Here is a 25,932-nt window from a genome sequence, read left to right as displayed (position 1 = left end):
TCGGCCGGATCACAACAGGCGATCGATGTCGGCGTCGGAAAATCCGTACTCGCGCATCATCTCGCGGTGCCATGAATTGCCCAGCAGATCGCCCAGGCATGAATCGATGCGCTGGCGCAGCGCCGCATTGCCCTTAGCCAGCGCGAAAGCGCCAGCGGCCGGCTGTTTTTCCGCTGCCGGAACGTCGATGACCGCGAGAGGTGCGTCGGGGTGCCTGCCCAGATAGCCGCGATGCGCCATGGCGACGCTGGCATAGGCATGCACCACACCGGCCGCAACGGCATCGGCCGCTTCGGACTGCGTGGCGAAGATACTGATACGCTCGGGCGGAACACCGTTTTGCAGGGCCGTTTGATGCTGGACCTGGCCTGAGATGACGCCGATCAGGGCCGAATGGTCCTTGGCGACGGCCCGATAACCGTCGAATGCGCGCGGATTGCCCTTCGCGACGAGCAATCCGTCCTGCAAGACCCAGATCGGCCGGGTGAAGTCGACGAGCGTCTGGCGCTCGTCCGAAATGAACAGACCCGTGGTCATTTCCCACCGGCCTGAGGCAAGTCCCGGAAGCAATTCGGCGAATTCGGTCTCGACGGGCGAAAAGGTCTCCAACTCCAACAGCTGGCAAACCCTCTCGGCCAGCATGGCGTCGCAGCCGCGCAAAACCCCGGACGCGTCCGTGAAGCAGAAGGGCGGTTCCTGCAGGAACGCGAATCTCATTGTCTCAATCATTGGTCCAGTCGCTGGTTAGAAAGCCACTGCGAGCCTTTCCAGCCCATGGAAATGAAAGGTGTCGCGGAAGCGCGGCTCTTCCGCAAGGTGGAGTTGCGGCTGTCGCTCGAACAAGGTCTTCAGCGACACCTGCAATTCCAGCCTCGCCAGCGGCGCACCGATGCAGAAATGAATGCCGGCGCCGAACGACACGTTCTTCTGGTCCCCGCGTTCGGGCCGGAAAGCAGCAGGTTCGGTAAAGGCCAGGGGATCGCGATTGGCCATGCCGAGCAGCAGCGCGATCTTGTCGCCTGGCTTGAATACGATCCCGGGCCCTGCCTCGATCTCCTCATAGGCATAGCGCAGGAACATATGCAGCGGCGCGTCGAAGCGCAGGCATTCCTCGACCGCCGCGGCAGTTGCTTCCGGCGAGGTGAAGAAGCGGCTGGGGTCGCCGCCCTGCGCCAGGATCGAACGCACGGCATTGCCGGTCTGGTGCACGGTCGCCTCGTGGCCGGCATTGAGCAGCAGGATGGCCGAGGACACCAGTTCGTCCTCCGAAAGTGTCTGGCCGTCCTCCTGCGCCGCGATCAGCAGCGACAGTAGGTCATCGCCCGGCTGCTTGCGCCGCTCGGCGACATAGCCGCGCAGGAAGTCGGAAAAGTCGCGGGCGGCGCGATTGGCAGTGTCCTCGGTCTGGCGCGTGCGGCCATGCATGTACATGGCAACCATCTGGTGCGACCAATCGAGCAACTGCGGCCCCATCGCGACCGGCACCCCGAGCATTTCGGCAATGATGGTGATCGGCAAGGGCGAGGCGAAGGACGGCAGCAGGTCGACCCCATCAGGCTCGAACCGGTTGATCAGCTCGTTGGCTAAAGCCTCGACACGCGGCCTGAGCCGCTCGACCTGGCGCGAGACGAAGGCGCGGTTGACCAGCGTCCGCAGCCTGGTGTGGACCGGCGGCTCAAGCTCCAGCATCGAATTGGCCTCGATGCCGTCGAAGGCGCTGAGATGCGAGCGGTCCTGGCCGACACCGCGGCTGTCGGGAATGCCGGCCGGGTTCTGGCGGCCGAAGCGGCGGTCACGCAGCAGCCGGTTGACGTCGTCGAAGCCGCCAAAGCACCAGAAGCCGTAATCCTCCCAGAAGAAGGCACTCGATGCGCCATGCAGGAAGGCATAGGCCTCGTAAGGGTTCTGGAAGAAAGCCGCCTCATGCGGATCGAGCCGCAGGCGGCGGCTGGCTGGATCAAACACGAGATAGGAAGGCATCAATTCGGTCATGCCAGATGATTAGCGCGCTTTGCCTGCCCGCTGCCAGACCGTATGTTGGCGCCCGGCAATCCAATGTATTGAGCCAGAAGAAGCGGCTGCGGAAGGATGGTTTCGATGAACGTGATTGTGGTTGGCGCGGGCATTGCCGGGCTTTCGACGGCATGGTCGCTGGTCAAGGCCGGCCACAGCGTCTCGATCGTCGAGCAGGGGCCGATTCCCAATCCGCTCGCTGCATCCGGCGATCATCACCGCGTCATCCGTCGCGCCTACCGTGCCGGAACCGGCTATGGCCAATTGATCACCGAAGCCTATGAAGCCTGGGACGAGATGTGGGCCGATCTCGGCGAGAACCATCTCGATCCCAGAGGCTTCCTTTGCATTTCGCGCGAGCCGGGCGACGAGGCCGAGGAATATCGCGAGGGTCTCGAGGAGGGGAACTATCCGTTCGACCTGCTGGAGCCTGCCGCTGCCGTCGAGCGCTGGCCGTTCCTCGAGCCCAATTCGTTCCGCTACGCCTATTTTTCGACGGAGGGCGGCGCCCTGCATTGCCGCAAGATTGCCTCGGGCCTCGCCGCATGGCTGCGCGAGAACGGCACCAATGTCTATGAACACAGCAAGGTAACGGAACTCGACGCCGAGGCCGGCCGCATCGTGCTGGCCTCAGGCGAGACCATGCAGGCCGACCGCATCGTCGTCACGGCCGGTGCCTGGGTGCTGAAACTGTTTCCGGAACTCGGCGGCGACTTGAAGACCTATCGCACCGCGCTCGCCTATGTCGAACCGCCGGCGGATCTGAAGGCTGCCTGGGAGGCTGCTCCAGTCGTCCTCGACGTCGGCGGCACCACCGACGGCTACGTGATCCCGCCCTCCGGCGGCGCCGGCATGAAATTCGGCTCGGGGCTGCACCGAGTGCCGAGCAGCGACGCCGACTGGAACCGCCAGCCTGTGCCGGGCGAGGGGGAGGTGATCCGCAACCTGTTCTCGCCGCCCATCGCCCGGATCGAGGAGTACCGCGTGACCGAGGTCGTCACATGCGCCTACACCTTCACCGCCGACGAGAAGTTCTTGGCGCATGAGAAAGGCAAGTGTCTGATTGTCTCGGCCTGCTCCGGGCATGGCTACAAATTCGGCGCCGCGGTCGGTCGGCGCGTGGCGGCGGCAGTCGGCGACGGCGATGTCGCCGGCCTGAAGAAATGGCTGCGGGCAGAGGTGGCCTAATCCTGGCAGTGCCGCGCAATATGCACGCGCCGCCATTTGGTGGAGCCTTCTTGCACCAGCACTCGGCGCGCTACCCTCTGGTATGCAGGCGCAATCTCGGTGATGCGGCGTCGTTCCGGCCGAACCAGTACTTCTCTGGCGACGCTTTCATACTCGGCCGGAAGGACCACGCGCCGCGTGCGCTCGGGCTCGACGACCACCGTTTCGGCAACGCGCGCATATCGCGCCTTGCGCCAGACCTTGCACAGCACCTTGCGGCCGTGGATGACGCGCCACTCCCAGGCATAGCCGCCATCGTTGACCTTGACTGTGTGGTAGATGGTGCGCGTGATGGCCGGCACGACCTCATAGGTGACGCGGGGCGGCGCGATCTGCTCCACGCTCTCGCGCGTGCCGTAGATCGGCGGATCGTAGTCGACCAACTGCCCTCCAGGGCTAACCATCACGTCCTCATAGACGGTGTCGTAGAGGGCCGGCCTGTGCTCTGGTTCGTAACATTCAAGTGCGCGGCCGCCGGCGGCGGTTTCGGACGCAGTGGCAAGCATTGCGAGGCCGGCAACGGCGAGCGATGCAGGACTTTTCTGGATCATGACACTCCCCCTTCGCGAACTCGTGGTACAGTTCAACGCAGAAGTGTAGCGGAAGGCGCATCGCGGGAAAGTGATTTTGCCGCGTTTCCTTAAGCGACGCGGTTAAGGAATTGCTACCGGGCGCCGGCCTCAATTCCTTGCGCTCAACGCTTGATTCGACTTAACCAGATGGCTAGGAGGGGCGGCCTTGCGCTAGGGTGAGCCGGCATCCTATTTACAACGTAACTGTCAAGAACCGATTCTGCCCGACTTGCTCATCTCCCGGCGCCGGAATCCCATCTCCAAAAAGGGATAGTCATGAAGAACCCCGTCGAAACCTACATGAACCTCGTTCCGATGGTGGTCGAACAGACCAACCGCGGCGAGCGGGCCTACGACATTTTCTCGCGCCTGCTGAAAGAGCGCATCATCTTCATCACCGGTCCGGTCGAGGACGGCATGGCGACGCTGGTTTGTGCACAGCTTTTGTTCCTAGAGGCCGAGAACCCGAAGAAGGAAATCAACCTCTACATTAATTCGCCTGGCGGCGTCGTCACCTCGGGTATGGCGATCTACGACACCATGCAGTTCATCAAGCCGGCGGTGTCGACGCTGTGCATCGGCCAGGCCGCCTCGATGGGCTCGCTGCTGCTCTGTGCCGGCCAAAAGGACATGCGCTTTGCCACGCCGAACGCCCGCATCATGGTTCACCAGCCTTCCGGCGGCTTCCAGGGCCAGGCGTCCGACATCGAGCGCCACGCCCAGGACATCATCAAGTTGAAGCGCCGTCTCAACGAGGTCTATGTCAAGCACACCGGCAAGAGCTACGACGAGATCGAAAAGACGCTCGACCGCGACCATTTCATGACCGCCGACGAGGCCAAGGATTTCGGTCTCATCGACAAGGTCATTTCGTCGCGCGAACCGGTCGAAGGCGTTGCCGCATAAGCCGCAATGGCAGCTGGATGGCGGGGATAACGCGCTTTTGGCGCGGTTTGCGGCATTTCGGCCACAATTGGCTGTTCCCTCGACGGATTGCCTACGTTAAGGCTATGTTGATTTTCGACGGCTTAGCTTTGCGTGGGGTTTGTGCGAATCATTGCGACGTTTTCTGATTTGTGTTTCGTTCGGAAAACGTTGTGCGAGCTAGGACACTGGCGGCGGCGAATTCCCGCGATAGATTGAATATGCGCCCTTTCAGCCAGACCATCGGCGGGCGGCCATGAAAGGACTGGAAAATGAGCAAGGTCGGCAGCAACGGCGGCGATTCCAAGAACACGCTCTATTGCTCGTTTTGCGGCAAAAGCCAGCACGAAGTGCGCAAGCTGATCGCCGGTCCGACGGTCTTCATCTGCGACGAGTGCGTCGAGCTCTGCATGGACATCATCCGCGAGGAGAACAAGACCTCGATGGTGAAGTCGCGCGAAGGCGTGCCGACACCGCAGGAGATCCTCAAGGTCCTCGACGACTATGTCATCGGCCAGCCCTACGCCAAGCGCGTGCTGTCGGTGGCCGTCCACAACCACTACAAGCGCCTCGCGCATGCCGGCAAGAACAACGATGTCGAGCTGGCCAAGTCCAACATCCTGCTGATCGGCCCGACCGGTTGCGGCAAGACGCTGCTGGCGCAGACGCTGGCCCGCATCATCGACGTTCCCTTCACCATGGCCGACGCCACGACGCTGACCGAGGCCGGCTATGTCGGTGAGGACGTCGAAAACATCATCCTGAAGCTGCTGCAGTCGGCCGACTACAATGTCGAGCGCGCCCAGCGCGGCATCGTCTACATCGACGAGATCGACAAGATTTCGCGCAAGTCCGACAACCCCTCGATCACCCGCGACGTGTCGGGCGAGGGCGTGCAGCAGGCGCTGCTGAAGATTATGGAAGGCACCGTCGCCTCCGTGCCGCCGCAGGGCGGCAGGAAGCATCCGCAGCAGGAGTTCTTGCAGGTCGACACCGCCAACATCCTGTTCATCTGCGGCGGCGCCTTCGCCGGCCTGGACAAGATCATCTCGGATCGCGGCAGAAAAACCTCGATCGGCTTCGGCGCCATCGTCGCGTCGCCCGAGGATCGCCGCACCGGCGACGTTTTCCGCCTGGTCGAACCCGAGGATCTGCTGAAGTTCGGCCTCATTCCCGAGTTTGTCGGCCGTCTGCCAGTCCTGGCGACGCTGGAAGACCTCGACGAGCCGGCGCTGATCCAGATCCTGACCGAGCCGAAGAACGCGCTGGTCAAGCAGTATCAGCGCCTGTTCGAGATGGAGAATGTCGACCTGACCTTCCACGAGAACGCGCTGTCGGCGATCGCCAAGCGCGCCATCGAGCGCAAGACCGGCGCGCGTGGCCTGCGCTCGATCATGGAAGCGATCCTGCTCGACACCATGTTCGAACTGCCGGCGCTGGAAGGCGTGCGCGAAGTGGTTATTTCGGAAGAGGTGGTGTCCGGCAACGCCCGGCCGCTCTACATCTATTCCGAGCAGAAGGAAAAGAAGGGCAACGTCAGCGCCTGACGTGAGCCTTGGGCAGGATTTTGAAACGGCGCCCGCGAGGCGCCGTTTTGCTGTGGCGGCCGTTTCATGCTGCGCAACGACGGATCGGATGGACCAGCCGGTGTTAACCCTTGATCTTTGTCCTTCGGGCATCCAACTAACAGCAGAAGGCCGCGGTGCCGAATTCTGTGCTGTAAAACTCCCGTCACAAACGGTGGTAGGCGGAACGACCGCCGGTCGCTAATATGAGATTCGCGGTTGGCCGTTTGGTGGCCGCGACATGAAAGGTTGGACAATGGCCAAATTATCAAAGGCTCCCAGCGACGGCGTCTTCGCAGTCCTCCCACTGCGCGACATCGTGGTGTTCCCGCACATGATCGTTCCGCTCTTCGTCGGGCGCGAAAAGTCGATCAAGGCGCTGGAAGAGGTGATGGGTCAGGAAAAACAGATCCTGCTCGCGACCCAGATGAATGCCGCAGACGACGACCCCGAACCCGATGCCATCTTCGACATCGGCACGCTCGCCAACGTGCTGCAATTGCTGAAGCTTCCCGACGGCACCGTCAAGGTGCTGGTCGAGGGCGCCTCGCGCGCGAAAATCGTGTCGTTCACCGACCGTCCCGACTTCCATGAGGCCCGCGCTTCGGCGCTGGTCGAGCCGGAAGAAGAAGAGGTCGAGATCGAGGCGCTGGCCCGCTCGGTCGTCACCGACTTCGAGAATTACGTCAAGCTGAACAAGAAGATCTCGCCCGAAGTGGTTGGTGCCGCGAGCCAGATCGACGATTATTCCAAGCTCGCCGACACCGTCGCCTCGCATCTCGCCATCAAGATCCCCGAGAAGCAGGAGATGCTGGCCACGCTTTCCATCAAGGAGCGGCTGGAAAAGGCGATGGGCTTCATGGAAGCCGAGATCTCCGTCCTGCAGGTGGAGAAGCGCATCCGCTCGCGCGTCAAGCGCCAGATGGAGAAGACACAGCGCGAGTACTACCTCAACGAGCAGATGAAGGCGATCCAGAAGGAGCTCGGCGAGGGCGAGGACGGCCGCGACGAGGCCGCCGAGATCGAGGCGCGCATCAAGAAGACCAAGCTCTCCAAGGAGGCCCGCGAGAAGGCGGAAGCCGAGTTGAAGAAGCTGAGGACGATGTCGCCGATGTCGGCTGAATCGACCGTCGTGCGCAACTATCTCGATTGGATCCTGTCGATCCCGTGGGGCAAGAACTCCAAGGTCAGGCATGACCTGGCTTTCGCGCAGAACGTGCTCGACACCGACCATTTCGGCCTCGACAAGGTCAAGGACCGCATCGTCGAATACCTCGCCGTGCAGAGCCGCCAGAAGAAACTGAAGGGACCGATCCTGTGCCTCGTTGGTCCTCCCGGCGTCGGCAAGACCTCGCTCGGCAAGTCGATCGCCAAGGCGACCGGCCGCGAGTTCATCCGCATGGCGCTGGGTGGCGTGCGCGACGAGGCCGAGATCCGTGGCCACCGGCGCACCTATATCGGCTCGATGCCCGGCAAGGTCATCCAGTCGATGAAGAAGGCGAAGAAGTCCAATCCGCTCTTCCTGCTCGATGAAATCGACAAGATGGGCCAGGATTTCCGTGGCGATCCGTCGTCGGCCTTGCTCGAAGTGCTCGATCCCGAGCAGAACTCGACGTTCATGGACCATTACCTCGAGGTCGAGTACGACCTGTCGAGCGTGATGTTCGTGACGACGGCGAACACGCTGAACATCCCTGCGCCCCTGATGGACCGCATGGAGATCATCCGTATCGCCGGCTACACCGAGGACGAGAAGATCGAGATCGCCAAGCGGCACCTGATGCCGAAGGTGATCCGCGATCACGCGCTGCAGCCGAAGGAGTTCTCCGTCAGCGAGGACGCGATCCGCGGCATCATCCAGACCTACACCCGCGAAGCGGGCGTCAGGAGCCTGGAGCGCGAGCTGATGAAGCTCGGGCGCAAGGCGGTGACCGAGATCCTGAAGACGAAGAAGAAGACGGTGAAGATCACGGCGGATAATCTCGCCGACTATCTCGGTGTTCCGCGCTTCCGCTTCGGCCAGGTCGAGGCCGACGATCAGGTCGGTGTCGTCACCGGGCTTGCCTGGACGGAAGTCGGCGGCGAACTGCTGACGGTCGAAGGCGTGATGATGCCCGGCAAGGGCCGCATGACGGTGACCGGCAACTTGCGCGACGTGATGAAGGAATCGATCTCGGCGGCGGCCTCCTATGTCCGCTCGCGGGCCATCGATTTCGGCATCGAGCCGCCGCTGTTCGACAAGCGCGACATCCACGTCCACGTGCCGGAGGGGGCAACCCCGAAGGACGGGCCGTCGGCCGGCGTAGCGATGGCGACCGCGATCATCTCCGTCCTGACCGGCATTCCGATCAAGGCCGATGTCGCGATGACCGGCGAGATCACGCTGCGCGGCAGAGTACTGCCGATCGGTGGTCTGAAGGAGAAGCTGCTGGCCGCTCTTCGCGGCGGCATCAAGAAGGTGCTGATCCCGGAAGACAACGCCAAGGACCTGGCAGAGATCCCCGACAATGTGAAGAACGGCATGGAAATCATTCCGGTCGCACGCGTCGGCGAGGTGCTACGTCATGCGCTGGTGCGCATGCCGGAGCCGATCGAGTGGGTCGAACCGGTCAACCCGCCGGCCGCAGCCGACCCGACGGACGACGCCGGAAAGTCGCTTGCACATTAGTTTTAGCTAAAGTTGCAACGCACAAAACGAAAGCCGGGCCTTGCGCCCGGCTTTTTCATGTGAAAAACCGCGGAATTCCGGGCTTTTTTCGACCTCTTGCTGCTTTTTCGACTTGGTTGCAGGAACGCTTCTTTCTAAAGTCCCTTTCCTGCCGGATGAGTCGAGTGTTCTTCCGGTTTTCTCATGGAAGGAAATTTTGATGAACAAGAACGAACTGGTGTCCGCTGTCGCCGACGCTGCGAGCATTTCGAAGGGTGACGCACAGTCTGCCGTCGATGCGGTGTTTTCCGTGATCACTGGCGAACTGAAGAAGGGCGGCGATGTCCGGCTTGTCGGCTTCGGAAATTTCACCGTGTCAAAGCGCGCTGCATCGACCGGCCGCAACCCGCAGACCGGCGCGGAAGTGAAGATTCCGGCACGCACCGTGCCGAAGTTTTCGGCCGGCAAGGGCCTCAAGGACGCGGTCAACTAAGACCTTTTTCTTTTAAGATCAGAAAAGCCGGGCTTGCCCGGCTTTTCTTTTGCCTTCTGATAGAGGCCGCCTCTGCCGAGAAGGAAAGCCGCCCTATACCGTCGGCGCATCCGCGCGCATCAGCCCTTCCTGCTTGAGGTCGTCCCACAGCGCTGCCGGCAGCCTGGCGTCGAACAGCGAGCGGTTGCTTTCGACCTCGCTCGGCCGCTGGCCGCCGGGGATCACGGACACCACCGAGGGATGCAGCAGCGGAAACTGCAGCGCCGCCTCGATCAGGCGCACGCCGTGGCGTGTGCAAACGGCTTCGATGCGGGCGACGCGGTCCAGGATGTCCTGCGGCGCCTCGGAGTAGTTGTAATAGGCGCCGGGCGTCGGTCCCGTCGCCAAGATGCCGGAATTGTAGGGGCCGCCGAGAACGATGCCGATCCCGCGTTCCTGGCAGAGCGGCAGGAAGGAGGCCAGCGCCTCCTGTTCCAGCAGCGTATAGCGCCCGGCCAGGAGGAAGAGGTCGAAGTCGCCGCGCTCGGCCAGCGTCTGGCAGACCTGCCATTCGTTGATGCCGCCGCCGAACGCCTTGATCACGCCCTGGTCGCGCAGGGAAAGAAGTCCGTAATAGCCGGAGCGCATGAACTCCTCGATGCGCTGGTCCGCGGCTGCTTTGCTGCCATGGGTGAAGATGTCGACATCGTGCACGAAGAGGATGTCGATGCGGTCGACGCCGAGGCGCTCCAGCGAGGCCTCGAAGGAGCGCATGACTCCGTCATAGCTGTAGTCGTAGACTTCTCGGCGCGAAGGCGTGTCGAAGAACTTGCCGATGCCGGTGCGCTGGTCGGGCGGACAGGCGCGCATGATGCGCCCGACCTTGCTCGACAGCACGTAGTCGTCGCGCTTCTTGCCGCGCAGGAACGGATTGAGCCGCGTTTCCGATAGGCCGAGCCCGTAGAGCGGGGCGGTGTCGAAGTAGCGGCAGCCGGTCCGCCATGCCGCTTCCAGCGTGGCGTTGGCATCCTCGTCGGAGACGGCGCGGTAGAGGTTGCCGAGCGGCGCCGTGCCGAAGCCGAGCTCGGTGAAGTCTATGCCGCCATTACCGATGCGGTCGAAATGCCGTGTCTTCATGTCCTGCCATTTTCCCGGGATTGATTTGTCTGACATGACACTATCATGCTGGTGGCACAGCAAAAGCACAGAGCGCCGTTGGACACGAATTTTCGCGGTGATAGCATGAACAAAAACAAGCTGTTCGGGAGAAACGTGAAGAACGGATCGCGATCGTTTTTCTGGTCCCGCAAGCGGGTGTAACGCGTATGACCGGCATCGGAACGACCCTGTTCGACACCGCACTGGGTGAACTCAGCAAGGTGCTTGCGCGGGTCGACGAGAGCCAGATCGATGCCGCTTGCGCCATGCTGGCCGGCGCCGGAAAAATCGCTGTCTATGGCTGTGGCCGCGAAGCGCTGGAGGTCAAGGGTTTCGCCATGCGGCTCCACCATCTCGGCTTGCCGGTGTCGGTGGTCGGCGACATGACCACGCCGCCGCTGGGTGAGGGCGATGTCTTCCTGGTCAGTTCCGGTCCGGGCGAGACGACGACCGTGCTGACCCTGATGCAGGTTGCCCGTGATGCGGGCTCGAAGGTGTTGCTGCTCACCGCTGAGGCAGCAAGCAGCGCCGCCAGGCGCGCGGACTTCACCTTGCTCATTCCGGCGCAGACCATGGCCAGTGACCAGGGCACGGCAAAGACCTCGGTGCTTCCTATGGGCTCGCTGTTCGAAGGTGCGCTGTTCCTGCTCTTCGAGGTGATGGTGCTGAAGCTCAAGGACCTCACCGGCGCGACGCCAGAGGCGATGCGCGCTCGCCACACCAATTTGGAGTAGGGGCATGCGCTATGAGTTGATGCTGCCGCACCAGATCCGCAGTGCGATTGCGGGGAACTGGCCGGTCGTGCTGCCGCTCGGCGTGCTCGAATACCACGGCGAGCACATGGCCGTCGGCATGGACACGCTGGCCGTCGTCAAGACGCTGGAGCTGTTCGAGAAGGAAGCCGACCTCGTCATCCTGCCGCCTTTCTATTATGGCGCGGCGAGTTATGCCGTGGCGCCGCCGGAAGGCAGCGGCTCGGTGCAGGTCGGCGGCAACGCGCTGGCGCCGTTCGCTGAGGAATTGTTCTACAGCCTGCTGCGCATCGGCTTTCGCAACGTCCACGCCATCATCCATCACCAGACCGAGAATTTCGCCGCCGGCATGCCGACCGATCTCGCCTTCAAGACCGCCGGCAGGCAGGCAATCTTCCGCTTCCTCGAAAAGCAGCGCGGTGAGGGCTGGTGGGGGTCCGAGGCGATGGCTGACTACTATGCCGGGCAAGGCGCCAATTTCTTCAACTGGGTGCAGGTGCATCCGCTGATGCCGGCGACCATGAATGGCAAATACCCGTTCGACCATGCCGGCATCGGTGAGACCTCGCTGATGTTGGCGCTCTGCCCCGAAGCGGTCGACGCCGCCCGTTTCGCCGACAACACGGGCTGGTACACGGCGAGCGCCCCAGACGCCTCGGCGGAGATGGGGCAGGAGGGCGTCGCCATGATCCTCCATCATTTGCGGGCCATCTTGTCGACCTGACGTCAGTTGAGGCGTCCATGAACCGGCGGCACATTTGACAAGGCCATTGCTACGTCTTTTTCACCTTCGGCCGCCATGGTTAGGTGGGAGGCCTCGAATGGACGAGATAGGCAGCGATGGCCGGTTGCGGCACGACATCCCGATGCACGTCGCCAAGCGCCTGCTTCTCGGTCTTGCCGGTCTCTTCTGTATCGCCGTTCCGACATGGGAACTCTACCGCGGCGTCTGGCCGCCGAACGTCGTCAGCCCGTTCTTCCTGCTCATCATTCTTGGCGCCTATGCCGTCGGCATCCCAATTGCACTCGCGGCAGTTTTCAGCCCGGCAGTGCGCTGGATCGTCAGGCGCAGTCGCATCGACATAGTGACGCGCAACCCGATCTTTCTGCGCCGGTATCATTTCAGTCCGGATGACGTTGCCGATTTCAGCCTGCGAATGATCGAGTGGGACAGCGGAGATCCTACCTTCAGGGTTGTCCTGACGACGGTGAAAGGGGAGCGATTTGAGACCCGCGACTTCGGCACCGCAGCAACTGCCGAGATCTTTCGCGACCGGATAAGATCCGTATTCCTCGGGTGACCAGGCAATCAGCCAGTCGCCTACTTCACCGCCCCGGCCGTCATACCCATGATCAGGTAGCGTTCCAGCGCGATGCCGATGACGGCAAGCGGTGCTATGGCCGCGGTGGCGAGTGCCGCCATCGACCACCAGTTGATGCCTTGCGATCCGGTCTGGCTGGCCACCATCACGGGAATGGTCTTGGCGTCGGTCGAGGTCAGGAGGGCGGCGAAGAAATACTCGTTCCAGCACAGCACCATAGCCAGGATGAAGGCGGCGACCATACCAGGCAGCGCGATCGGCATAACGATGCGGAAGAAGGCGCCCCAGATCGTCAGGCCGTCGACGAGTGCGGCTTCCTCCAGCTCGACCGGGATCGAGTTGAACTGGTCGCGCATGATCCAGATGACGATCGGCAGCACCATCAGCGTGTAGAGCAGGATAAGACCGATGCGCGTGTCGAGCAGGCCGACTTCCCGGTAGAGCACGAGGAAGGGCAGGGCTAGAACGACCGGCGGCAGGATCAACTGCGACAGGAAGAAGAAGGAGATGTCCTCGTTCTTGAACCAGGCGAAGTGATAGCGGTAGCGGGTGAGCCCATAGGCAGCGAGGCTGCCGATGACGATGGCAAGGCTCGACGCGCCGACCGAGGTGATGACCGAATTCATGAAGCGCTTGAGGAACTCGTCGCGCACCGTCGAGGTCCGGAAGATCGAGTCCGGCGACAGGCCGAGCGAGCGCCAGCCCTTCCAGTCCGGCTGGAAGTCGACGAACGGGATGAGATGGCCCTGGGTGACGTCGACTGCGGTCTTGAACGAGGTGGTTATCGTCCAATAGATCGGGAACAGGCAGATGAAGGCCCAGAAGGCCAGCGCGCCATAGATGAAGACGCGGTTGGCGACAAAGCTCGCCGGCGAGCGGATTTCGGAAGCGGTATAGTCGGTTGTCTGTACGCTCATGTTTCCCGCCGACCCTAATTGACGTTGCGTACAAAGCGGTTGGCGAATTTCAACAGCCACGTCACGAACACGACGATGATGACGAGGTAGGCCATCGCCAGCATGGTGCCGTAACCGACATTCGAACGGTCGCGGTACTCGCGATAGATGAAGCTCGACACTGAATCGGTGGCCCCGCCTGGACCGCCCGAGGTCACGGTGATGATGATGTCGGCCAGTTTCAGCTTGAAGATGATGCGCAGGATCACCGCCGTTACCGACACCGGCAGCATCAGTGGGAAGGTGACCTGCCAGAAAGTCTGCCAGGGCGTGGCGCCGTCGACGCGCGCCGCCTCCAGCACCTCGCGCGACATCGCCTGGAGGCCGGCGAGCAGCATGATCATCATGAACGGGATGAAGGTCCAAGCATCCAGTACCATGATCGAGATGCGGGCGGTGATCGGATCCGAGAAGAAGGCAGGGTTTTCCCAGCCGAGATAGCGTGCCAGCGTCGCGGCTGGCCCGAACCTGTATTCCATTATCGATTTGCCCACCATCCACGACACCGCGACCGGCGACAGCATCAAGGGCATCAGGAAGACGACGCGGAAGAATTTGCGTGCCCGGATCTGCGCGTTTAGGAGCAGGGCGAGGCCGAAGGCGATGGCATATTCGACCAGCACGGCGAGCACATAGAGCACCATATTGAACAGCGCGTTGCGGTAGTACGGGTCGGCCAGCATCTGCCAGAAATTGTCGAGCCCATTGAATTTCCGGCCGGTGATGGAACTGAGGTTCCAGTCGGTCAGCGCGATGTAGAAGCCGAACAGCGTTGGAAAGATCACCATGGCGATGGTGAACAAGAGCGCCGGCAGCAGAAACAGCGCGCGCTGGCCGTCTTCGCCGCGCGTCAGCACCTGGCCGATGCCGATTGCCACGCCCCAAAGCATGTAGGCATAGACGACCGGCCGCCAGGTCTCGAAGCCAATGGTGTCGACTTCCGTCTTGTACAGGATCTGGACTGCGATGATTGCCAAGAGACCGAGCGTCGCAACGGCCATTAATGCCCGGCCGAGCCGCTTGCGGCCCGGTGCTATCAGATCAGATGGAACGGCGTTTGCCGGCCATGCATTGGTGGGCAAGGTCTGGTCAGCCACGCGTCTCGTCCATTGATAGGCCCTACGACCGACCTAGCCGGTCAGGTCCGGTGGCTTTGCACCGCCGGACCTTTGTTCACAATCCAATCAACCTACACGCCAAGCGAGGCCTTGTAGAGCTTGATCTGGTTCTCGCGGCCGAGTTGATCGGTAAGCTTCTCCCAGGCGGCGGCGATGGCGTCGGCGCCTTCCTGCGCCTTCATCTTGCCGGCAAAGGTGTTGGCCAAAATGTCCTCGGCAGCGCTGTAGTACTGGAAGATGCCGGGGATGCGCGGCTCGATCGCCGCATTTGGATGGTTGTAGCTGTCGGCCTCCGACTTGAGATACGAGGTGATGAACGCCTCGTCGTAGCCGGCCGCCACCCATTCCGGAATGTTGAAATGGCTGTTGCGGTAGGGCTGGAAGCCCGACGGATACGCCGCGCACCAGAGCGACAGGTCCTTGCCGCCGAGATGGGCTGCCGCCGACCAGGCGGCCTTCTTCTTCTTTTCGTCGCTGTCGACGCGGGCCATGACATAGACGCCCCAGCCGAGATAGGCGCAGTTCGGCGAAAAGTTCGGACCGCTCGCAAGCGTGTCCCATTTGCCGGTCTTGGAATTGTAGACATCGTCCGAGCCGGGCAGGATCGAGAAGCCGACCGTATCGCCGATGACCGAGGAATCGTTGGTCTTGGCGTTGGAGCCGATGTCGCCCCACCACGGGATCATCGAGCCGGTACCGGCGAGGAACTGGCTGAAGCCAGTGGTGTTGGGATCGGCATTGATCTGGTCGGCCGGTTCGAAAGGCAGCGCGTCGATCACATCCTGGATGGCGCGCACCCAGGCCGGATTGTTGATGCGCGGCTTCATCGTGTCGGCGTCGAACAGCCAGGCCTTGTCATCCGGATGCTTGGCATAGGCGGTGGCCCGGCTGCCAAGGAAGTAGAAGCCGAAACCGCCCCAGGCCTTGGGCGCGTCGAGATAACCGTAGACGTCCTGGCCGTTGAACTTCTGGCCCTTGAGGAATTTGGTCACGGCCTGCACCTGCTGCCAGGTGGTCGGCACGCCCCACGGCGTTGCATTGCCGGCGGCTTTCCAGGCGTCGGCGAGACCCTTGTCGGAGAAGACATCGGTGCGATAGTTGAAGTTGTGCGCGTCGCCGTCCACGGTCACGCGATACTGCTTGCCGTCCCATGTGCCGACAGGCGGCTTCAGATAGTTGACCAGGTCGTCCATTTCGATCTGCTTCTTGACCCAGTCCGGCATCTCGGAGGCCAGGCCCTTGCCGCAAACGTCGCCTTCGAAGGGCGCACCCATTTCGATGACGTCGAAGTCGACGGTGCCTGTGGCGATCGACTGTTGCAGACGGGCGCCGTAGTCAGCCTGTGCCAGGTCGATCCAGGTGAACTTGGCCCCGGTATAGTCTTCCCACGCCTTCAGGAAGCCGCGGTACAGCACATTGTGCAGGTTCTGGTTATTGAGGCCCATGAAGGTGAGTTCGACACCGGCGAACTCTCCTTGCTTGACACTGGCCTTGGTGGCGCCAAGGCACATCTCGCCGACCTTCTGGAAGTCGGCGTCCGTCGGTTGACCCTTGCCGACGCCGGGAACCTGCAGGATCTGCGCGCGCAGATCATCGGCCGCGAAGGCCGGACGCGTCAATGCGCCGAGACCCACGCCCGATGCCGCTGACAGCGCAGCCATGCCGGCCGCTCCCTTCAGCACATCGCGGCGACTGGCGCCCGCACGCATAAGTTGGTTGAAAAGGCTGACTCTCATCTCGTTCCTCCCAGAAGATCAATGGTGACAGTTTCGGATAGTGGAGCGCTAACGGTGTTCCCCAACGACGCGACTCCCGGAAAATTATGGCCCCAGCTTCCTCCCGTGACGCGTCAACTTCCGGTGTCCGGACAAGCGTGCCGACGCGCGCAGAAGAGGACCAAGAACCCTGACATCTTCACTATTCGCACAACCGAATGCCGTGTCAACGACAATAGGTTTTTTATCTATAAGAGACCGACTTGCCCTTGCCGGCAGCGTTGGTTAGCTTCACGGCAAACGAAGGACCCGCAGGTCCAAAACCCTAGGGGAAATGATGGCTCAAGTCGCGATCAGCAATGTGGCCAAGGCGTTTGGAACCGTCAAGGTCCTGCACGACGTCAGCGTCGATATCGCCGACGGCCAGTTCGTTGTGCTGGTCGGTCCGTCGGGTTGCGGCAAGTCCACCCTGCTCAGGATGGTGGCAGGATTGGAGACCGTTTCCGGCGGCACGATCGCCATCGGCGAGCGTGTCGTCAACAATCTGCCGCCGGCCAAGCGCGACATCGCCATGGTGTTCCAGAACTACGCGCTCTATCCGCACAAGACGGTCGAGCAGAACATGGCGTTCGCGCTGAAGCTGCGCAAGACCGACCCGGCCGTGGTCGCCGAGCGGGTCAAGCGAGCGGCCGACATCCTCGACCTCGCGCCCTATCTCAAGCGCTACCCGCGCCAGCTTTCGGGCGGCCAGCGCCAGCGCGTCGCCATGGGCCGGGCCATCGTGCGCAACCCACAGGTGTTCCTGTTCGACGAGCCGCTCAGCAACCTCGACGCCAAGCTGCGCGTCCAGATGCGCACCGAGATCAAGGAACTGCACCAGCGGCTGAAGACCACCACCATCTACGTCACGCACGACCAGATCGAAGCCATGACCATGGCCGACAAGATTGTGGTGATGCGCGACGGCCGCATCGAGCAGATCGGCGCGCCGCTGGAGCTGTTTGACCGGCCGGCCAACCTCTTCGTCGCCGGCTTCATCGGCTCGCCCTCGATGAACCTTCTCAAGGGCATAGTGAAGAAGGGCGACAAGCTGGTCGTCGACATTTCGGGCACGCCGTTCCCGATCGCCGCGAACAGCGCAGCGCAGGACGGCCAGGCCGTCGTCTACGGCGTGCGGCCCGAACATCTGGAAATCCATCCTGACGGCGTCGCCGCGAAGATTTCCGTGGTCGAGCCGACCGGTTCCGAAACGCTGGTGTTCCTGCGCTTCGGCGAGGGCGAGATGGTGGCGCTGTTTCGCGAGCGCCATGACTTCAAGCCGGGCGACACGCTGCACCTCAAGCCGCGGCTCGACCAGGTCCACCTCTTCGACGCAGAGACCGGCAAGCGGCTCTGATTTCCAACCAAATTTTCCACGAGGAATACAATGCTCAAAGGGATCAATCCGCTGCTCAATGCCGATGTGCTCCAGGCGCTGCGGGCGATGGGTCACGGCGACGACCTGATCGTCTGCGACACCAATTTTCCGGCCGATTCCGTGGCCCGCCAGACAGCACTGGGCCATCTGCTGCGCATCGATGCTTCGGCCGCCGACGTGGCCAAAGCGGTGCTGTCGGTCTATCCGTTGGACACCTTCGTCGATGACGCGGCCGCCCGCATGGAGATCGTCGGCAAGCCCGACGAAATCCCGCTTGTGCAAAAGGAAGTCCAGAAAGAAATCGACGCTGCCGAGGGCAAGGCATGGCCGATGATCTCGGTCGAGCGCTACGCCTTCTACGAACGCGCCAAGAAAGCCTATTGCGTCATCCAGACCGGCGAGCGCCGCTTCTATGGCTGCTTTGCCTTCCGCAAGGGCGTCGTGCCGCCGGATGCGGAGTAGCATCATGGCGGCCGGCAAGCCTGTCGTCATCCTCGGCGTCTTCGTCGCCGACACCGCCTATCGCGCCGATCGCCAGCCGCGCATGGGCGAGACGATCCTCGGCAACTCGTTCAAGCTCGGCCCCGGCGGCAAGGGGTCGAACCAGGCGGTCGCGGCCGGCAAGCTGGGCGCCGACATCACCTTCCTGACGCGCCTCGGCGTCGATGCCTTCGCCGACATGGCAAAGCACACCTGGCAAGAGGCCGGTGTGAAGGCTGCAGTGATCGACACGCCAGACAGCTACACCGGTGCGGCCTATATCTTCGTCGAGGAAACGACCGGCAACAACGCCATCATCGTCAGCCCAGGTGCTGCGATGTTGATCTCGCCTGCCGATATCGAGGCCAATGCCGGCCTGATCCGTTCGGCCGGTGTCTTCGTCACCCAACTTGAGCAGCCGATCGAGGCGGCGCTGAGCGCACTCGAGATCGCGCGCGGGGCAGGGGTGACGACGATCCTCAACCCGGCGCCGGCGGCAAGCCTGCCTGATCGCATCTACACGCTCTGCGACTATTTCACGCCCAACGAGACCGAAGCCGAGGAACTGACCGGCATCAAGGTCGCGTCGGTCGACGATGCCCGCCGCGCCGCCGAAAGCCTGCTGAAAAAGGGCGTCGGCTCGGTGATCATCACGCTTGGCGAAAAGGGTGCACTGCTGCACACGGCAAGCGGCTCCGACCATGTTGGCGCGATCAATGCCGGCCCGGTGGTTGAAACCACAGGTGCCGGCGATGCCTTCAATGGCGGCCTCGCCGCCGCACTGGCGAGGGGCGTCGAGCCGCTGCAGGCGGTGCGCTTCGCCTGCGCCGTCGCCGGCATCTCCGTCACCAGGCCAGGCACTGCGCCGTCGATGCCCACGGCGCAGGAGGTCGAGGCGCTGCTGGCGAGGGGTTGAGCTCGACAGCGTCCTTCAGCCTTACCACTCCGGATTGTCGTCGAGCCAATATGCATCGCGGCAGCCGAGTTGGCGTGGCATGCCAAGCCGCCGTTTGGCATCAAATGCCATCTCCGAAAGAGAGAACCGTGCGTTGTTGTCTGTCACATCGGGCACGATGGTGTACCCGTCCGCGACCAACTGTAGCCGCATCTCCTCTAAGTGCCTTTTGAAACCATTCTCGATCCGGCTTTGCTTGTAGCGTCGTCCATGCACGCATTCCTGGCTCAGAATGCCGGAATACATCTCTGCGCTGATCATTCTAAGTGCGTCTTCGGAGATCTGCTTGCTGGTGTCCTTGGACCAGCATCGGCCTGCCGACGCTACCAGCATCGCGGCCAACAAGCTTGCCAGAAACCTTGCCACCTCGGTCCCTTCCGACCAGGGTGGCATATTAGCCACAGGTAATGTTAATCGGCAATCCGGTCTTGCGCCATTGCCATAGGTGTCCCGTAATGGGCCACTGGGTTTGGCGCCGTAATTGCATTGTCAGCAATGCCGGGGTCATTCATCAGCCCGGCAATCGGGGGGCAATTTGGGGGCCCCGCCGCTCCGCTGGCGGAGCGGCGGGTCTTTAGTGGCTGAAAAGCGCTGAACCGCCAAAAAATGGGTGCTGGGCAATATGTATTTTCCGCAGTTTCTGGTGGGAATGTTCGCGACGTCGTTCATAGTGGCGATCTGGGCAGAGATGGAAACTGGCTCCGTCTGGAAAGCGCTCGGTTGGGCTGTTCTTGCTCTGATCATCCTTCAGGTCGGATATATCGGTCTGGTCCTGGGGCTGATCTATAGTCGGGGGTCGAAGGCCGCCGAGGCAGACCTGGCATCGGCAAATTCCATGCCCGCGCTCCGTGGGGAGTTGGGAAAATTTCTGCAGCGATGGAATCGAGCGCGTCCGCGGTAATTGGTTCGAAAAGCGCGCCTAGCAGCGACCCGATGCCGAGGCAGGCCGCCATCAGGACACGTGACAGTGCCCAGAGCAGTTTTCCTTCTTCCTCGGAGGACCCGAACCGCTCGAATGGGCTATGGCCTTCGAGTTCAGGCTTGTGCCGAGCAGGAGGGTTATGGCCGGCGGCGTCACGGCAGCGAAACGCAAGGGCCCCGTTATGCGCCAGCTGCTGGATTGGTGCAGGGCGGCGATTTCCGCCTCGCAGGCATGCAGCCTTTGCTCGATCTCGTCCTTCGCTCTTCTCGCGTCGGAAACGGCCCCCTGCAGGTCGGCATTGCTTTGGCGGGCCAGATCGAGTTCTGACGTGGCTCGTGCAAGCGCGGGCCGCGTCGCCTGGACGTCCTCCCAGGCAAGCCGCGCGAACGGCAAGGCGCGCCGCTCGCTCCAGGCGGCAAGGTCGGCGCACTGCGGCACAGAATGCCGTGCCTGCGAACGAGTAGTGGCTCGGATGGTTGAGTGAGTAGTGGCTCGGATGGTTGAGTTCACGCTTCGGATGCCGCTGCTTGGCTTAGGACCAGTGAACCGCCTATGTCGGCATCCCGTACATCAAGGCAATGTAGGCCACTGGTGCAAGGATCAGGCAGATCGCCATTCCGATAAGCACGGCAATGGCCAGGCGCTCTGTTCGCCTGACAATCTCAGCGACATCGTCGTCGTCACTCGACGGGATGAGATCGAGGACCGAAAAATCTTCTGGCGAACGAGTATGGTTGTCGTTTGCGGGTCGGCTTGCGGCGTCATGCACGTTCTGTCTGCTCTGGATAAGGGTCACGGTTCGCTCGCTATCGAAAACACCACGCGACTTGTCGCCGTCGGGGTCGCAAGATTGGGTGCACGCACATGTCGGGCGAAATGGCGGGCACCGGTTGACCGCCGACTAAATGGAAGGACTAGGCTCGGCGGTCGCGCACCTAACAGCCCGGCGAGGCTAAGGTTTCCGCGGTCGGACCACTGCGCGTCAGGATCAGACCTCAGTCCCATTCATGCCTGCAGCGCCCAACGGGGAATGGCCGACGCAACTGCCGGAGAGACAGCCTAAGCCACGTCGGCCAATGCGGCGGATTTTGGGTTTACCGCCCCGCCAAACGTAGTGCGCCCTAAAAGGTTGGTAACGCAGCGCTCGCCGATTGGTAAAAAGCGTACAGTTGAATCCAATTGAAGCGACACATGATCCTAAAATGCCTTGGAGGTTCAACATGCGCGACCACGAACGATCGAGCGCGCCCTGGCCGCGGCTGGTTCTATGCCCGCGGGATTACCAGGCGGCCGCAGGCCTTCAGCGCGCTCTCACGCGGCGCGCGCAGGCCGGCCCAGGGCCGCGCATATAGTGGAGCTCTGGCCGGTAGCGCGGTGCAACGAATTCGCGAAAGGCTGATGCCAACTGAGTGATCAAAGCCAACCACTCTGTGACACAATCTCTGCAAGACGCCGTTGCAGGAGGCTGTTCATTTCCGATTTTTGTCTGGGCTATCCACAGTCTCGCGGTCATCGAGGCGCTCCCCATGACTTTGTGACGGCCGTCGGACATGATGGCAAAATGCGCGACGTCGACGCCGATGCGGTCTCTGCTGATAGACCGCTTGAACAAAAGACCGAATCGGATTGCGTCGCAGTCAGAAATCCCGATGAGGTCTCGGACGACCAGAGGGCTACTCCCAGGGCCGCGGCCAAGAACGCAGCGGGAAGGCCGAACAGAAGCTTACACGACATCATTTGTCCCAACCTCATTGGCCGATACCGATATGGAACAGCGTCCTTTTTTGCGCCCGGCATGTCTGAAGCTGTGGAAGCAAGAACCGTGCCATGCTTGCCTCCGGCGCGATTTAACCCGTCGCTATGTCGGCGGCGCCTTCGCGAGATGCGATTGTGGAAGCGCGTTCAGGAGGCCCCAGGGCAGCCGCCAAAGGGAATGAAGCGGCTGGCGACGAATGGGGTCAAGCCGGGGCTGATCGGGCGTGTGAAGCGCTTGCGCGGCGAGAAGGATTTGCGTCACGCCTCGCTGCAGGGTTTCCGGGACGAAAGAACTTAACCGACGGGGCTTTTATATCACACGGGACGATCGATCCCTGCGCGCGCGATATGGATACGATCTATGCCTTGCTCCTCTTCGGCGCGATCATTGCAATCATCTATCTGGCCGGCAGATGGAACACGTCGGATGCCGACCACTATATGGGCTTCGACCATCTACGTCGCCCCGTAAGCCGAAACTCCCGCACGGCGACAAGGATGCGAACAAGGGATGAGGCGGCGCGGCGACGAGCTGGCTATTCCTCTGGAGCCATGCGTCGGTCGGCAGAGTCAACGGCACGAGTTTAGCCGGCAGGCATGCGCGCCAGGTTCATCGCTTTGCGGCGTTCGATTTTTTGCCAGACTTCATGCTCGGAGCAGGCAGAGACTGTGCCGACATCGGGATCGAATACGATAATTGTTCCTTCGTGCGTCCAGATGGCGATCACGCATTTGCGTAGAGCACGAAACATCACAGCGCCCCCCGGCGCAAGGCTCTCAGTCGCATCCGATAGAAAGATGCGCCCATGCCAGATGGTCCCGCAAGGCGGACCCATGGCCCCCATTGCCGCGGCCGCTTGCACATGCCGATTCGCACGAAACAGTTGGTCGATTGACCGCTCCCATCGCAACCTTGCCTTAAACCAGCCATCCGAGACGCCAGACCGCAATGGCGCAGAACGGAGCGGCCCGGCACTCGCGAGCGGGGTAGGCCAGCAAATACCGGGCCTAGCCGGCGGGGCTCTGTTGGGGGGCGGCGCCGGCTGCCCCAATATATGCGAAAATGCTAATGCACGTGAGACGTGCAAAAGAGGTAGGCGGACCAACTAAAATTCGGGAGCTGGCCGATGGGAGATGGCCGGCGCCGATTGGGCGGGGGCGTTGGGGTAAAGGCGCCGGCCAGGCGGGCAATCAAGTCAGCCGCCTGAGCAAGCTAAACAGATGGATCGCCGGAGCGTATAGCGTGATCGCGGGAGCTAGTGCATAGGCGGCAGCGCCAGCCCGCTATCGCGGCAATGGCGATCAGCAAACACGCGCACCTTTCGGCGACGAGGTAGAGCGCGACGTGGTGCACCAAGCGTTCGTCTCTTCGGCGGCTCGGCCAGGAACGCAACGAATACAGAAAGTTGAAACTCTTAGGGAAAAAGAGTTGAACCTTTTCAAGGGACGTTGGCTAAGCCCTTGAAAGAAATGGCGCGAGTGACGGGGCTCGAACCCGCGACCTCCGGCGTGACAGGCCGGCACTCTAACCGACTGAGCTACACCCGCGCACAAGACGAGCACGTGTCAGCCGTGTTCGTCGTTGGGGCGCTGGATAAGGGGTTCGCCAGCGGGTGTCAAGCGGAGTGGGACAGCATAACAGCAAACAGGAGAAGGTTTTTTGACAAGCCTCGGTTTGTTGGCGAACCCGGCATCCGAACAGGACGTTGCCCGTTCATTTTGCCTTGCGAAGCCGGTCCTGACCGCTTAAAGGTCCGCGCCGGAGCGGGCGATTAGCTCAGTTGGTAGAGCGCTTCGTTTACACCGAAGATGTCGGCGGTTCGAGCCCGTCATCGCCCACCATTTTACAGTTCGATCTTATCCCTTCACTTGACCCCGATGCCGGCGGTCAGGCCGCCGTCGATCTTGTAGTCGGCGCCTGTGCAGAACCCCGCCTTGGATGAGCACAGAAACGCGATCAGCTCCGCCACTTCTTCCGGTTCGCCGATGCGGCCAAGCGGGTGCGCTTCGCCGAAGCGCTTGTAGGCGGCTTCGACATCGGCGTCGGTGCCGTTGTCGCCGCGCGCCGCTTTTTCCAGGATCGGCGTGCGGATCGATCCAGGGCTCACCGAATTCACCCGGATCCCCTGGCGGGCGTAGTCGAGCGCCAGCGAGCGCGTCAGCGTATGGATCGCTCCCTTCGTCGTCGCATAGGCGGCGACGTTCTGCTGGCAGGCGTGGCCCTGCACCGAAGCGACGTTGACGATGGCGCCGCCACCCCGCTTGATCATTTCGGGAATGCCGAAATGCGCGGTCAAATAGATCGAGCCGACATTGACGGTCATCGCCCGATTCCAGGTTTCGAAATCCGTGCTCGTTGCCGTGCCATAAGGGTGCACGGCGGCCGAATTGACGATGACGTCCAGCCCGCCGAACCGCGCGACGCCGGCGGCGACCGCCCGGGCAACCTGATCCGGCACGGAAACGTCCGTCGTCACCACCAGCGCCTTGGCGCCCGAGTGGTCGAGTTCGGCCTGCATCGCCGCGTTCGCGTTGGTTTCGATACCGCAGGCGATGATCGCGGCACCACCAGCCGCCAGGCGTCTGGCGCTCGCCAGGCCGATCCCGGTCGTTCCCGTCACCAGGGCAACCTTGCCGCCAAAATCGTTCATGGCTCAAACTCCGTCATGCGTCGATGGGATTGCCGAAGTCTCGACTCCGACTATGGTCCAACAATACGGTTTTGGCTTCGCTTCGGAAGGGACCTTTATGGAACAATGTTGGCGCTGGTACGGACCGGACGATCCGGTCACGCTCGATCATGTCAGGCAGGCAGCTGCGACGGGCATCGTCACGGCCCTGCACAACATCTATGACGGCCGTGCCTGGCCTCTGGCCGTCATCCTTGAACGCAAGCGCATCATCGAGGCCGCGGGGCTGACCTGGTCGGTGGTCGAGAGCATCCCGGTCCACAACTCGATCAAGATCGGTTCGGCGGAGAGGCAGCGCAACGCCGGCTTCTACAAGGACACCATTCGCGCCCTGGCCGAGGCCGGCATTTCGACCATCTGCTACAATTTCATGCCCGTGGTCGACTGGACCCGCACCGATCTCATGTATCGGTTGCCGACCACCGGCTACGCCTTGCGCTTCGACGCGATCGACTTTGCCGCCTATGACCTGTTCGTGCTGAAGCGCCGCAATGCCGAGGCCAGCTACAGCCCGGCGCGCATCGCTGAGGCGGAAGCGCGGCTGAAGGCGTTGAGCGACGAGCAGATCGACACGATCGAGCGCAACCTCATTGCCGGACTGCCGGCCACCGAACGCAAGTACAACCGCGACACGATGCGCGAGGCGCTCGCCGACTACGATGCAATCGGCCCGGCGGAGTTGCGCGCCAACCTTGCCTGGTTCCTGAAGGAGATCATCCCTGTCGCCGAGGAAGTGGGCGCGCGCATGTGCATCCACCCCGATGATCCGCCTTTCTCGCTGTTCGGACTGCCGCGGGTCGTCTCCACCGCCGACGACGCACGCTTTATCCTGGAGACGGTCGACAGCCCGGCGAACGGCCTGACATTCTGCACCGGCTCCTACGGTGTTCGCGCCGACAACGACCTTGTCGCGATGATCGAGGAGTTCGCGCCGCGGATCCATTTCGCGCATCTGCGCAACGTGACGCGCGAAGATGATGGCTCGTTCTTCGAGGCCGAACATCTGGAAGGCTCCACCGACATGGCTGCGGTGATCTTGGCGCTGATGAAGGAAGAGGTGCGCCGGCGCAAGGAAGGCAGGAGCGACTGGCGCATCCCCATGCGCCCGGACCATGGCCATCTGCTTGCCGATGACATCGGCAAGACCAGGATCAACCCCGGCTATTCCCTGATCGGCCGCCTCAAGGGCCTGGCCGAACTGCGCGGCATCATGCGGGCCGTGGACCGCTTCGGACTGGCTTGAAGCAACAAAGCGTTTGCTGGCTACAGTTT

The 25,932-nt window shown here is 62.2% G+C and carries 25 protein-coding genes and 2 tRNA genes; 13 read left to right on the top strand and 14 right to left on the bottom strand.

Going from position 1 to position 25,932, the window contains the following annotated elements; genetic code table 11:
• Nucleotides 1-9: 9 nt before the first annotated feature.
• Nucleotides 10-717, bottom strand: coding sequence for a transporter substrate-binding domain-containing protein (locus D3227_RS18205; protein ID WP_245451789.1), 708 nt, complete (start codon nt 715-717; stop codon nt 10-12).
• 27 nt (nt 718-744) lie between these two features.
• Nucleotides 745-1,992 (bottom strand): cytochrome P450, encoded by a 1,248-nt coding sequence (locus D3227_RS18200; RefSeq protein WP_120015559.1) that lies wholly within the window; start codon nt 1,990-1,992, stop codon nt 745-747.
• 105 nt (nt 1,993-2,097) lie between these two features.
• Between D3227_RS18200 and D3227_RS18195 the strand changes: the two genes are divergently transcribed.
• Nucleotides 2,098-3,201, top strand: a complete 1,104-nt coding sequence (locus tag D3227_RS18195; RefSeq protein WP_120015709.1) for an NAD(P)/FAD-dependent oxidoreductase — start codon at nt 2,098-2,100, stop codon at nt 3,199-3,201.
• Here D3227_RS18195 and D3227_RS18190 read toward each other — a convergent pair.
• Nucleotides 3,198-3,791 (bottom strand): hypothetical protein, encoded by a 594-nt coding sequence (locus tag D3227_RS18190; protein WP_120015557.1) that lies wholly within the window; start codon nt 3,789-3,791, stop codon nt 3,198-3,200. The two genes, D3227_RS18195 and D3227_RS18190, sit on opposite strands and share 4 nt — an antisense overlap.
• Nucleotides 3,792-4,088: 297 nt before the next feature.
• On the opposite strand from D3227_RS18190, the gene clpP reads away from it, so the two are divergent.
• The 3 genes from clpP (at nt 4,089) to lon (ending at nt 8,969) form a co-directional block, all read left to right on the top strand.
• A complete protein-coding gene (gene clpP, locus D3227_RS18185; RefSeq protein WP_006201848.1) occupies nt 4,089-4,718 on the top strand; it encodes an ATP-dependent Clp endopeptidase proteolytic subunit ClpP in 630 nt (209 codons plus the stop codon).
• 290 nt (nt 4,719-5,008) lie between these two features.
• A complete protein-coding gene (gene clpX, locus D3227_RS18180) occupies nt 5,009-6,283 on the top strand; it encodes an ATP-dependent Clp protease ATP-binding subunit ClpX (RefSeq protein WP_120015555.1) in 1,275 nt (424 codons plus the stop codon).
• A gap of 274 nt (nt 6,284-6,557) precedes the next feature.
• Complete coding sequence (gene lon, locus D3227_RS18175) at nt 6,558-8,969, top strand: endopeptidase La (protein WP_120015554.1); 2,412 nt, start codon at nt 6,558-6,560, stop codon at nt 8,967-8,969.
• A gap of 6 nt (nt 8,970-8,975) precedes the next feature.
• On the opposite strand, the gene D3227_RS41150 is transcribed toward lon, so the two are convergent.
• Entirely contained in the window at nt 8,976-9,176 is a 201-nt protein-coding gene (locus tag D3227_RS41150) for a hypothetical protein (RefSeq protein ID WP_147377622.1), read from the bottom strand.
• Here D3227_RS41150 and D3227_RS18170 point away from each other — a divergent pair.
• The gene (locus D3227_RS18170; protein ID WP_006201846.1) at nt 9,169-9,441 is read left to right on the top strand and encodes an HU family DNA-binding protein; all 273 of its coding nucleotides are present in this window, start codon (nt 9,169-9,171) and stop codon (nt 9,439-9,441) included. The two genes, D3227_RS41150 and D3227_RS18170, sit on opposite strands and share 8 nt — an antisense overlap.
• A 93-nt stretch (nt 9,442-9,534) precedes the next feature.
• On the opposite strand, the gene D3227_RS18165 is transcribed toward D3227_RS18170, so the two are convergent.
• The gene (locus D3227_RS18165) at nt 9,535-10,557 is read right to left on the bottom strand and encodes an aldo/keto reductase (RefSeq protein WP_120015708.1); all 1,023 of its coding nucleotides are present in this window, start codon (nt 10,555-10,557) and stop codon (nt 9,535-9,537) included.
• A 188-nt stretch (nt 10,558-10,745) separates the two neighbouring features.
• Between D3227_RS18165 and hxlB the strand changes: the two genes are divergently transcribed.
• The 3 genes from hxlB (at nt 10,746) to D3227_RS18150 (ending at nt 12,631) form a co-directional block, all read left to right on the top strand.
• Nucleotides 10,746-11,312, top strand: a complete 567-nt coding sequence (gene hxlB, locus D3227_RS18160) for a 6-phospho-3-hexuloisomerase (RefSeq protein ID WP_120015553.1) — start codon at nt 10,746-10,748, stop codon at nt 11,310-11,312.
• A gap of 4 nt (nt 11,313-11,316) precedes the next feature.
• Nucleotides 11,317-12,054: a creatininase family protein gene (locus tag D3227_RS18155; protein ID WP_120015552.1), complete on the top strand. Its 738-nt coding sequence runs from the start codon at nt 11,317-11,319 to the stop codon at nt 12,052-12,054.
• Nucleotides 12,055-12,151: 97 nt separating this feature from the next.
• Nucleotides 12,152-12,631, top strand: a complete 480-nt coding sequence (locus D3227_RS18150; RefSeq protein ID WP_120015551.1) for a hypothetical protein — start codon at nt 12,152-12,154, stop codon at nt 12,629-12,631.
• A 20-nt stretch (nt 12,632-12,651) separates the two neighbouring features.
• Here D3227_RS18150 and D3227_RS18145 read toward each other — a convergent pair whose 3' ends face one another.
• The 3 genes from D3227_RS18145 to D3227_RS18135 all read right to left on the bottom strand — a co-directional run bounded on the left by D3227_RS18145 (nt 12,652) and on the right by D3227_RS18135 (nt 16,462).
• Nucleotides 12,652-13,569: a carbohydrate ABC transporter permease gene (locus tag D3227_RS18145; protein WP_120015550.1), complete on the bottom strand. Its 918-nt coding sequence runs from the start codon at nt 13,567-13,569 to the stop codon at nt 12,652-12,654.
• 14 nt (nt 13,570-13,583) lie between these two features.
• Nucleotides 13,584-14,705, bottom strand: coding sequence for a carbohydrate ABC transporter permease (locus D3227_RS18140; RefSeq protein WP_120015549.1), 1,122 nt, complete (start codon nt 14,703-14,705; stop codon nt 13,584-13,586).
• Nucleotides 14,706-14,797: 92 nt separating this feature from the next.
• Nucleotides 14,798-16,462: an ABC transporter substrate-binding protein gene (locus D3227_RS18135; protein ID WP_120015548.1), complete on the bottom strand. Its 1,665-nt coding sequence runs from the start codon at nt 16,460-16,462 to the stop codon at nt 14,798-14,800.
• A 316-nt stretch (nt 16,463-16,778) separates the two neighbouring features.
• On the opposite strand from D3227_RS18135, the gene D3227_RS18130 reads away from it, so the two are divergent.
• Genes D3227_RS18130 through rbsK form a run of 3 tightly spaced genes read left to right on the top strand, consistent with a single transcriptional unit; the run spans nt 16,779 to nt 19,254 of the window.
• Nucleotides 16,779-17,837 (top strand): ABC transporter ATP-binding protein, encoded by a 1,059-nt coding sequence (locus D3227_RS18130; protein ID WP_120015707.1) that lies wholly within the window; start codon nt 16,779-16,781, stop codon nt 17,835-17,837.
• A 30-nt stretch (nt 17,838-17,867) separates the two neighbouring features.
• On the top strand, nt 17,868-18,320 hold the full coding sequence (locus D3227_RS18125) for an RbsD/FucU family protein (RefSeq protein WP_120015546.1): 453 nt from the start codon (nt 17,868-17,870) through the stop codon (nt 18,318-18,320).
• A gap of 4 nt (nt 18,321-18,324) precedes the next feature.
• Nucleotides 18,325-19,254: a ribokinase gene (gene rbsK, locus D3227_RS18120; protein ID WP_120015705.1), complete on the top strand. Its 930-nt coding sequence runs from the start codon at nt 18,325-18,327 to the stop codon at nt 19,252-19,254.
• A gap of 21 nt (nt 19,255-19,275) precedes the next feature.
• Here the strand turns inward: rbsK and D3227_RS18115 are convergent, their stop codons facing one another.
• From D3227_RS18115 to D3227_RS18085, 5 genes are all read right to left on the bottom strand, one after another.
• Entirely contained in the window at nt 19,276-19,659 is a 384-nt protein-coding gene (locus D3227_RS18115; protein ID WP_147377621.1) for a hypothetical protein, read from the bottom strand.
• 586 nt (nt 19,660-20,245) lie between these two features.
• On the bottom strand, nt 20,246-20,653 hold the full coding sequence (locus D3227_RS41630) for a hypothetical protein (RefSeq protein WP_167480737.1): 408 nt from the start codon (nt 20,651-20,653) through the stop codon (nt 20,246-20,248).
• A gap of 112 nt (nt 20,654-20,765) precedes the next feature.
• Nucleotides 20,766-21,011: a hypothetical protein gene (locus tag D3227_RS18100; RefSeq protein WP_120015540.1), complete on the bottom strand. Its 246-nt coding sequence runs from the start codon at nt 21,009-21,011 to the stop codon at nt 20,766-20,768.
• Between the two features lie 1,543 nt (nt 21,012-22,554).
• The gene (locus tag D3227_RS41625) at nt 22,555-22,698 is read right to left on the bottom strand and encodes a hypothetical protein (RefSeq protein ID WP_167480741.1); all 144 of its coding nucleotides are present in this window, start codon (nt 22,696-22,698) and stop codon (nt 22,555-22,557) included.
• Nucleotides 22,699-23,441: 743 nt separating this feature from the next.
• Nucleotides 23,442-23,518: transfer RNA gene (locus D3227_RS18085), tRNA-Asp, on the bottom strand.
• A 218-nt stretch (nt 23,519-23,736) separates the two neighbouring features.
• Between D3227_RS18085 and D3227_RS18080 the strand changes: the two genes are divergently transcribed.
• Nucleotides 23,737-23,812: transfer RNA gene (locus D3227_RS18080), tRNA-Val, on the top strand.
• 23 nt (nt 23,813-23,835) lie between these two features.
• Here the strand turns inward: D3227_RS18080 and D3227_RS18075 are convergent.
• On the bottom strand, nt 23,836-24,621 hold the full coding sequence (locus tag D3227_RS18075) for an SDR family NAD(P)-dependent oxidoreductase (RefSeq protein WP_120015536.1): 786 nt from the start codon (nt 24,619-24,621) through the stop codon (nt 23,836-23,838).
• A 97-nt stretch (nt 24,622-24,718) separates the two neighbouring features.
• Between D3227_RS18075 and uxuA the strand changes: the two genes are divergently transcribed.
• Nucleotides 24,719-25,903 carry a mannonate dehydratase gene (uxuA, locus tag D3227_RS18070; protein WP_120015701.1) on the top strand — a complete coding sequence of 395 codons (1,185 nt, stop codon included), beginning with the start codon at nt 24,719-24,721 and terminating at the stop codon, nt 25,901-25,903.
• The last annotated feature ends 29 nt before the right edge of the window (nt 25,904-25,932 follow it).

Origin of the sequence: Mesorhizobium waimense (genome assembly GCF_003601975.1) — a bacterium.
Taxonomy (GTDB): domain Bacteria; phylum Pseudomonadota; class Alphaproteobacteria; order Rhizobiales; family Rhizobiaceae; genus Mesorhizobium; species Mesorhizobium waimense.
This window is presented reverse-complemented; position numbering and strand designations above follow the sequence as displayed.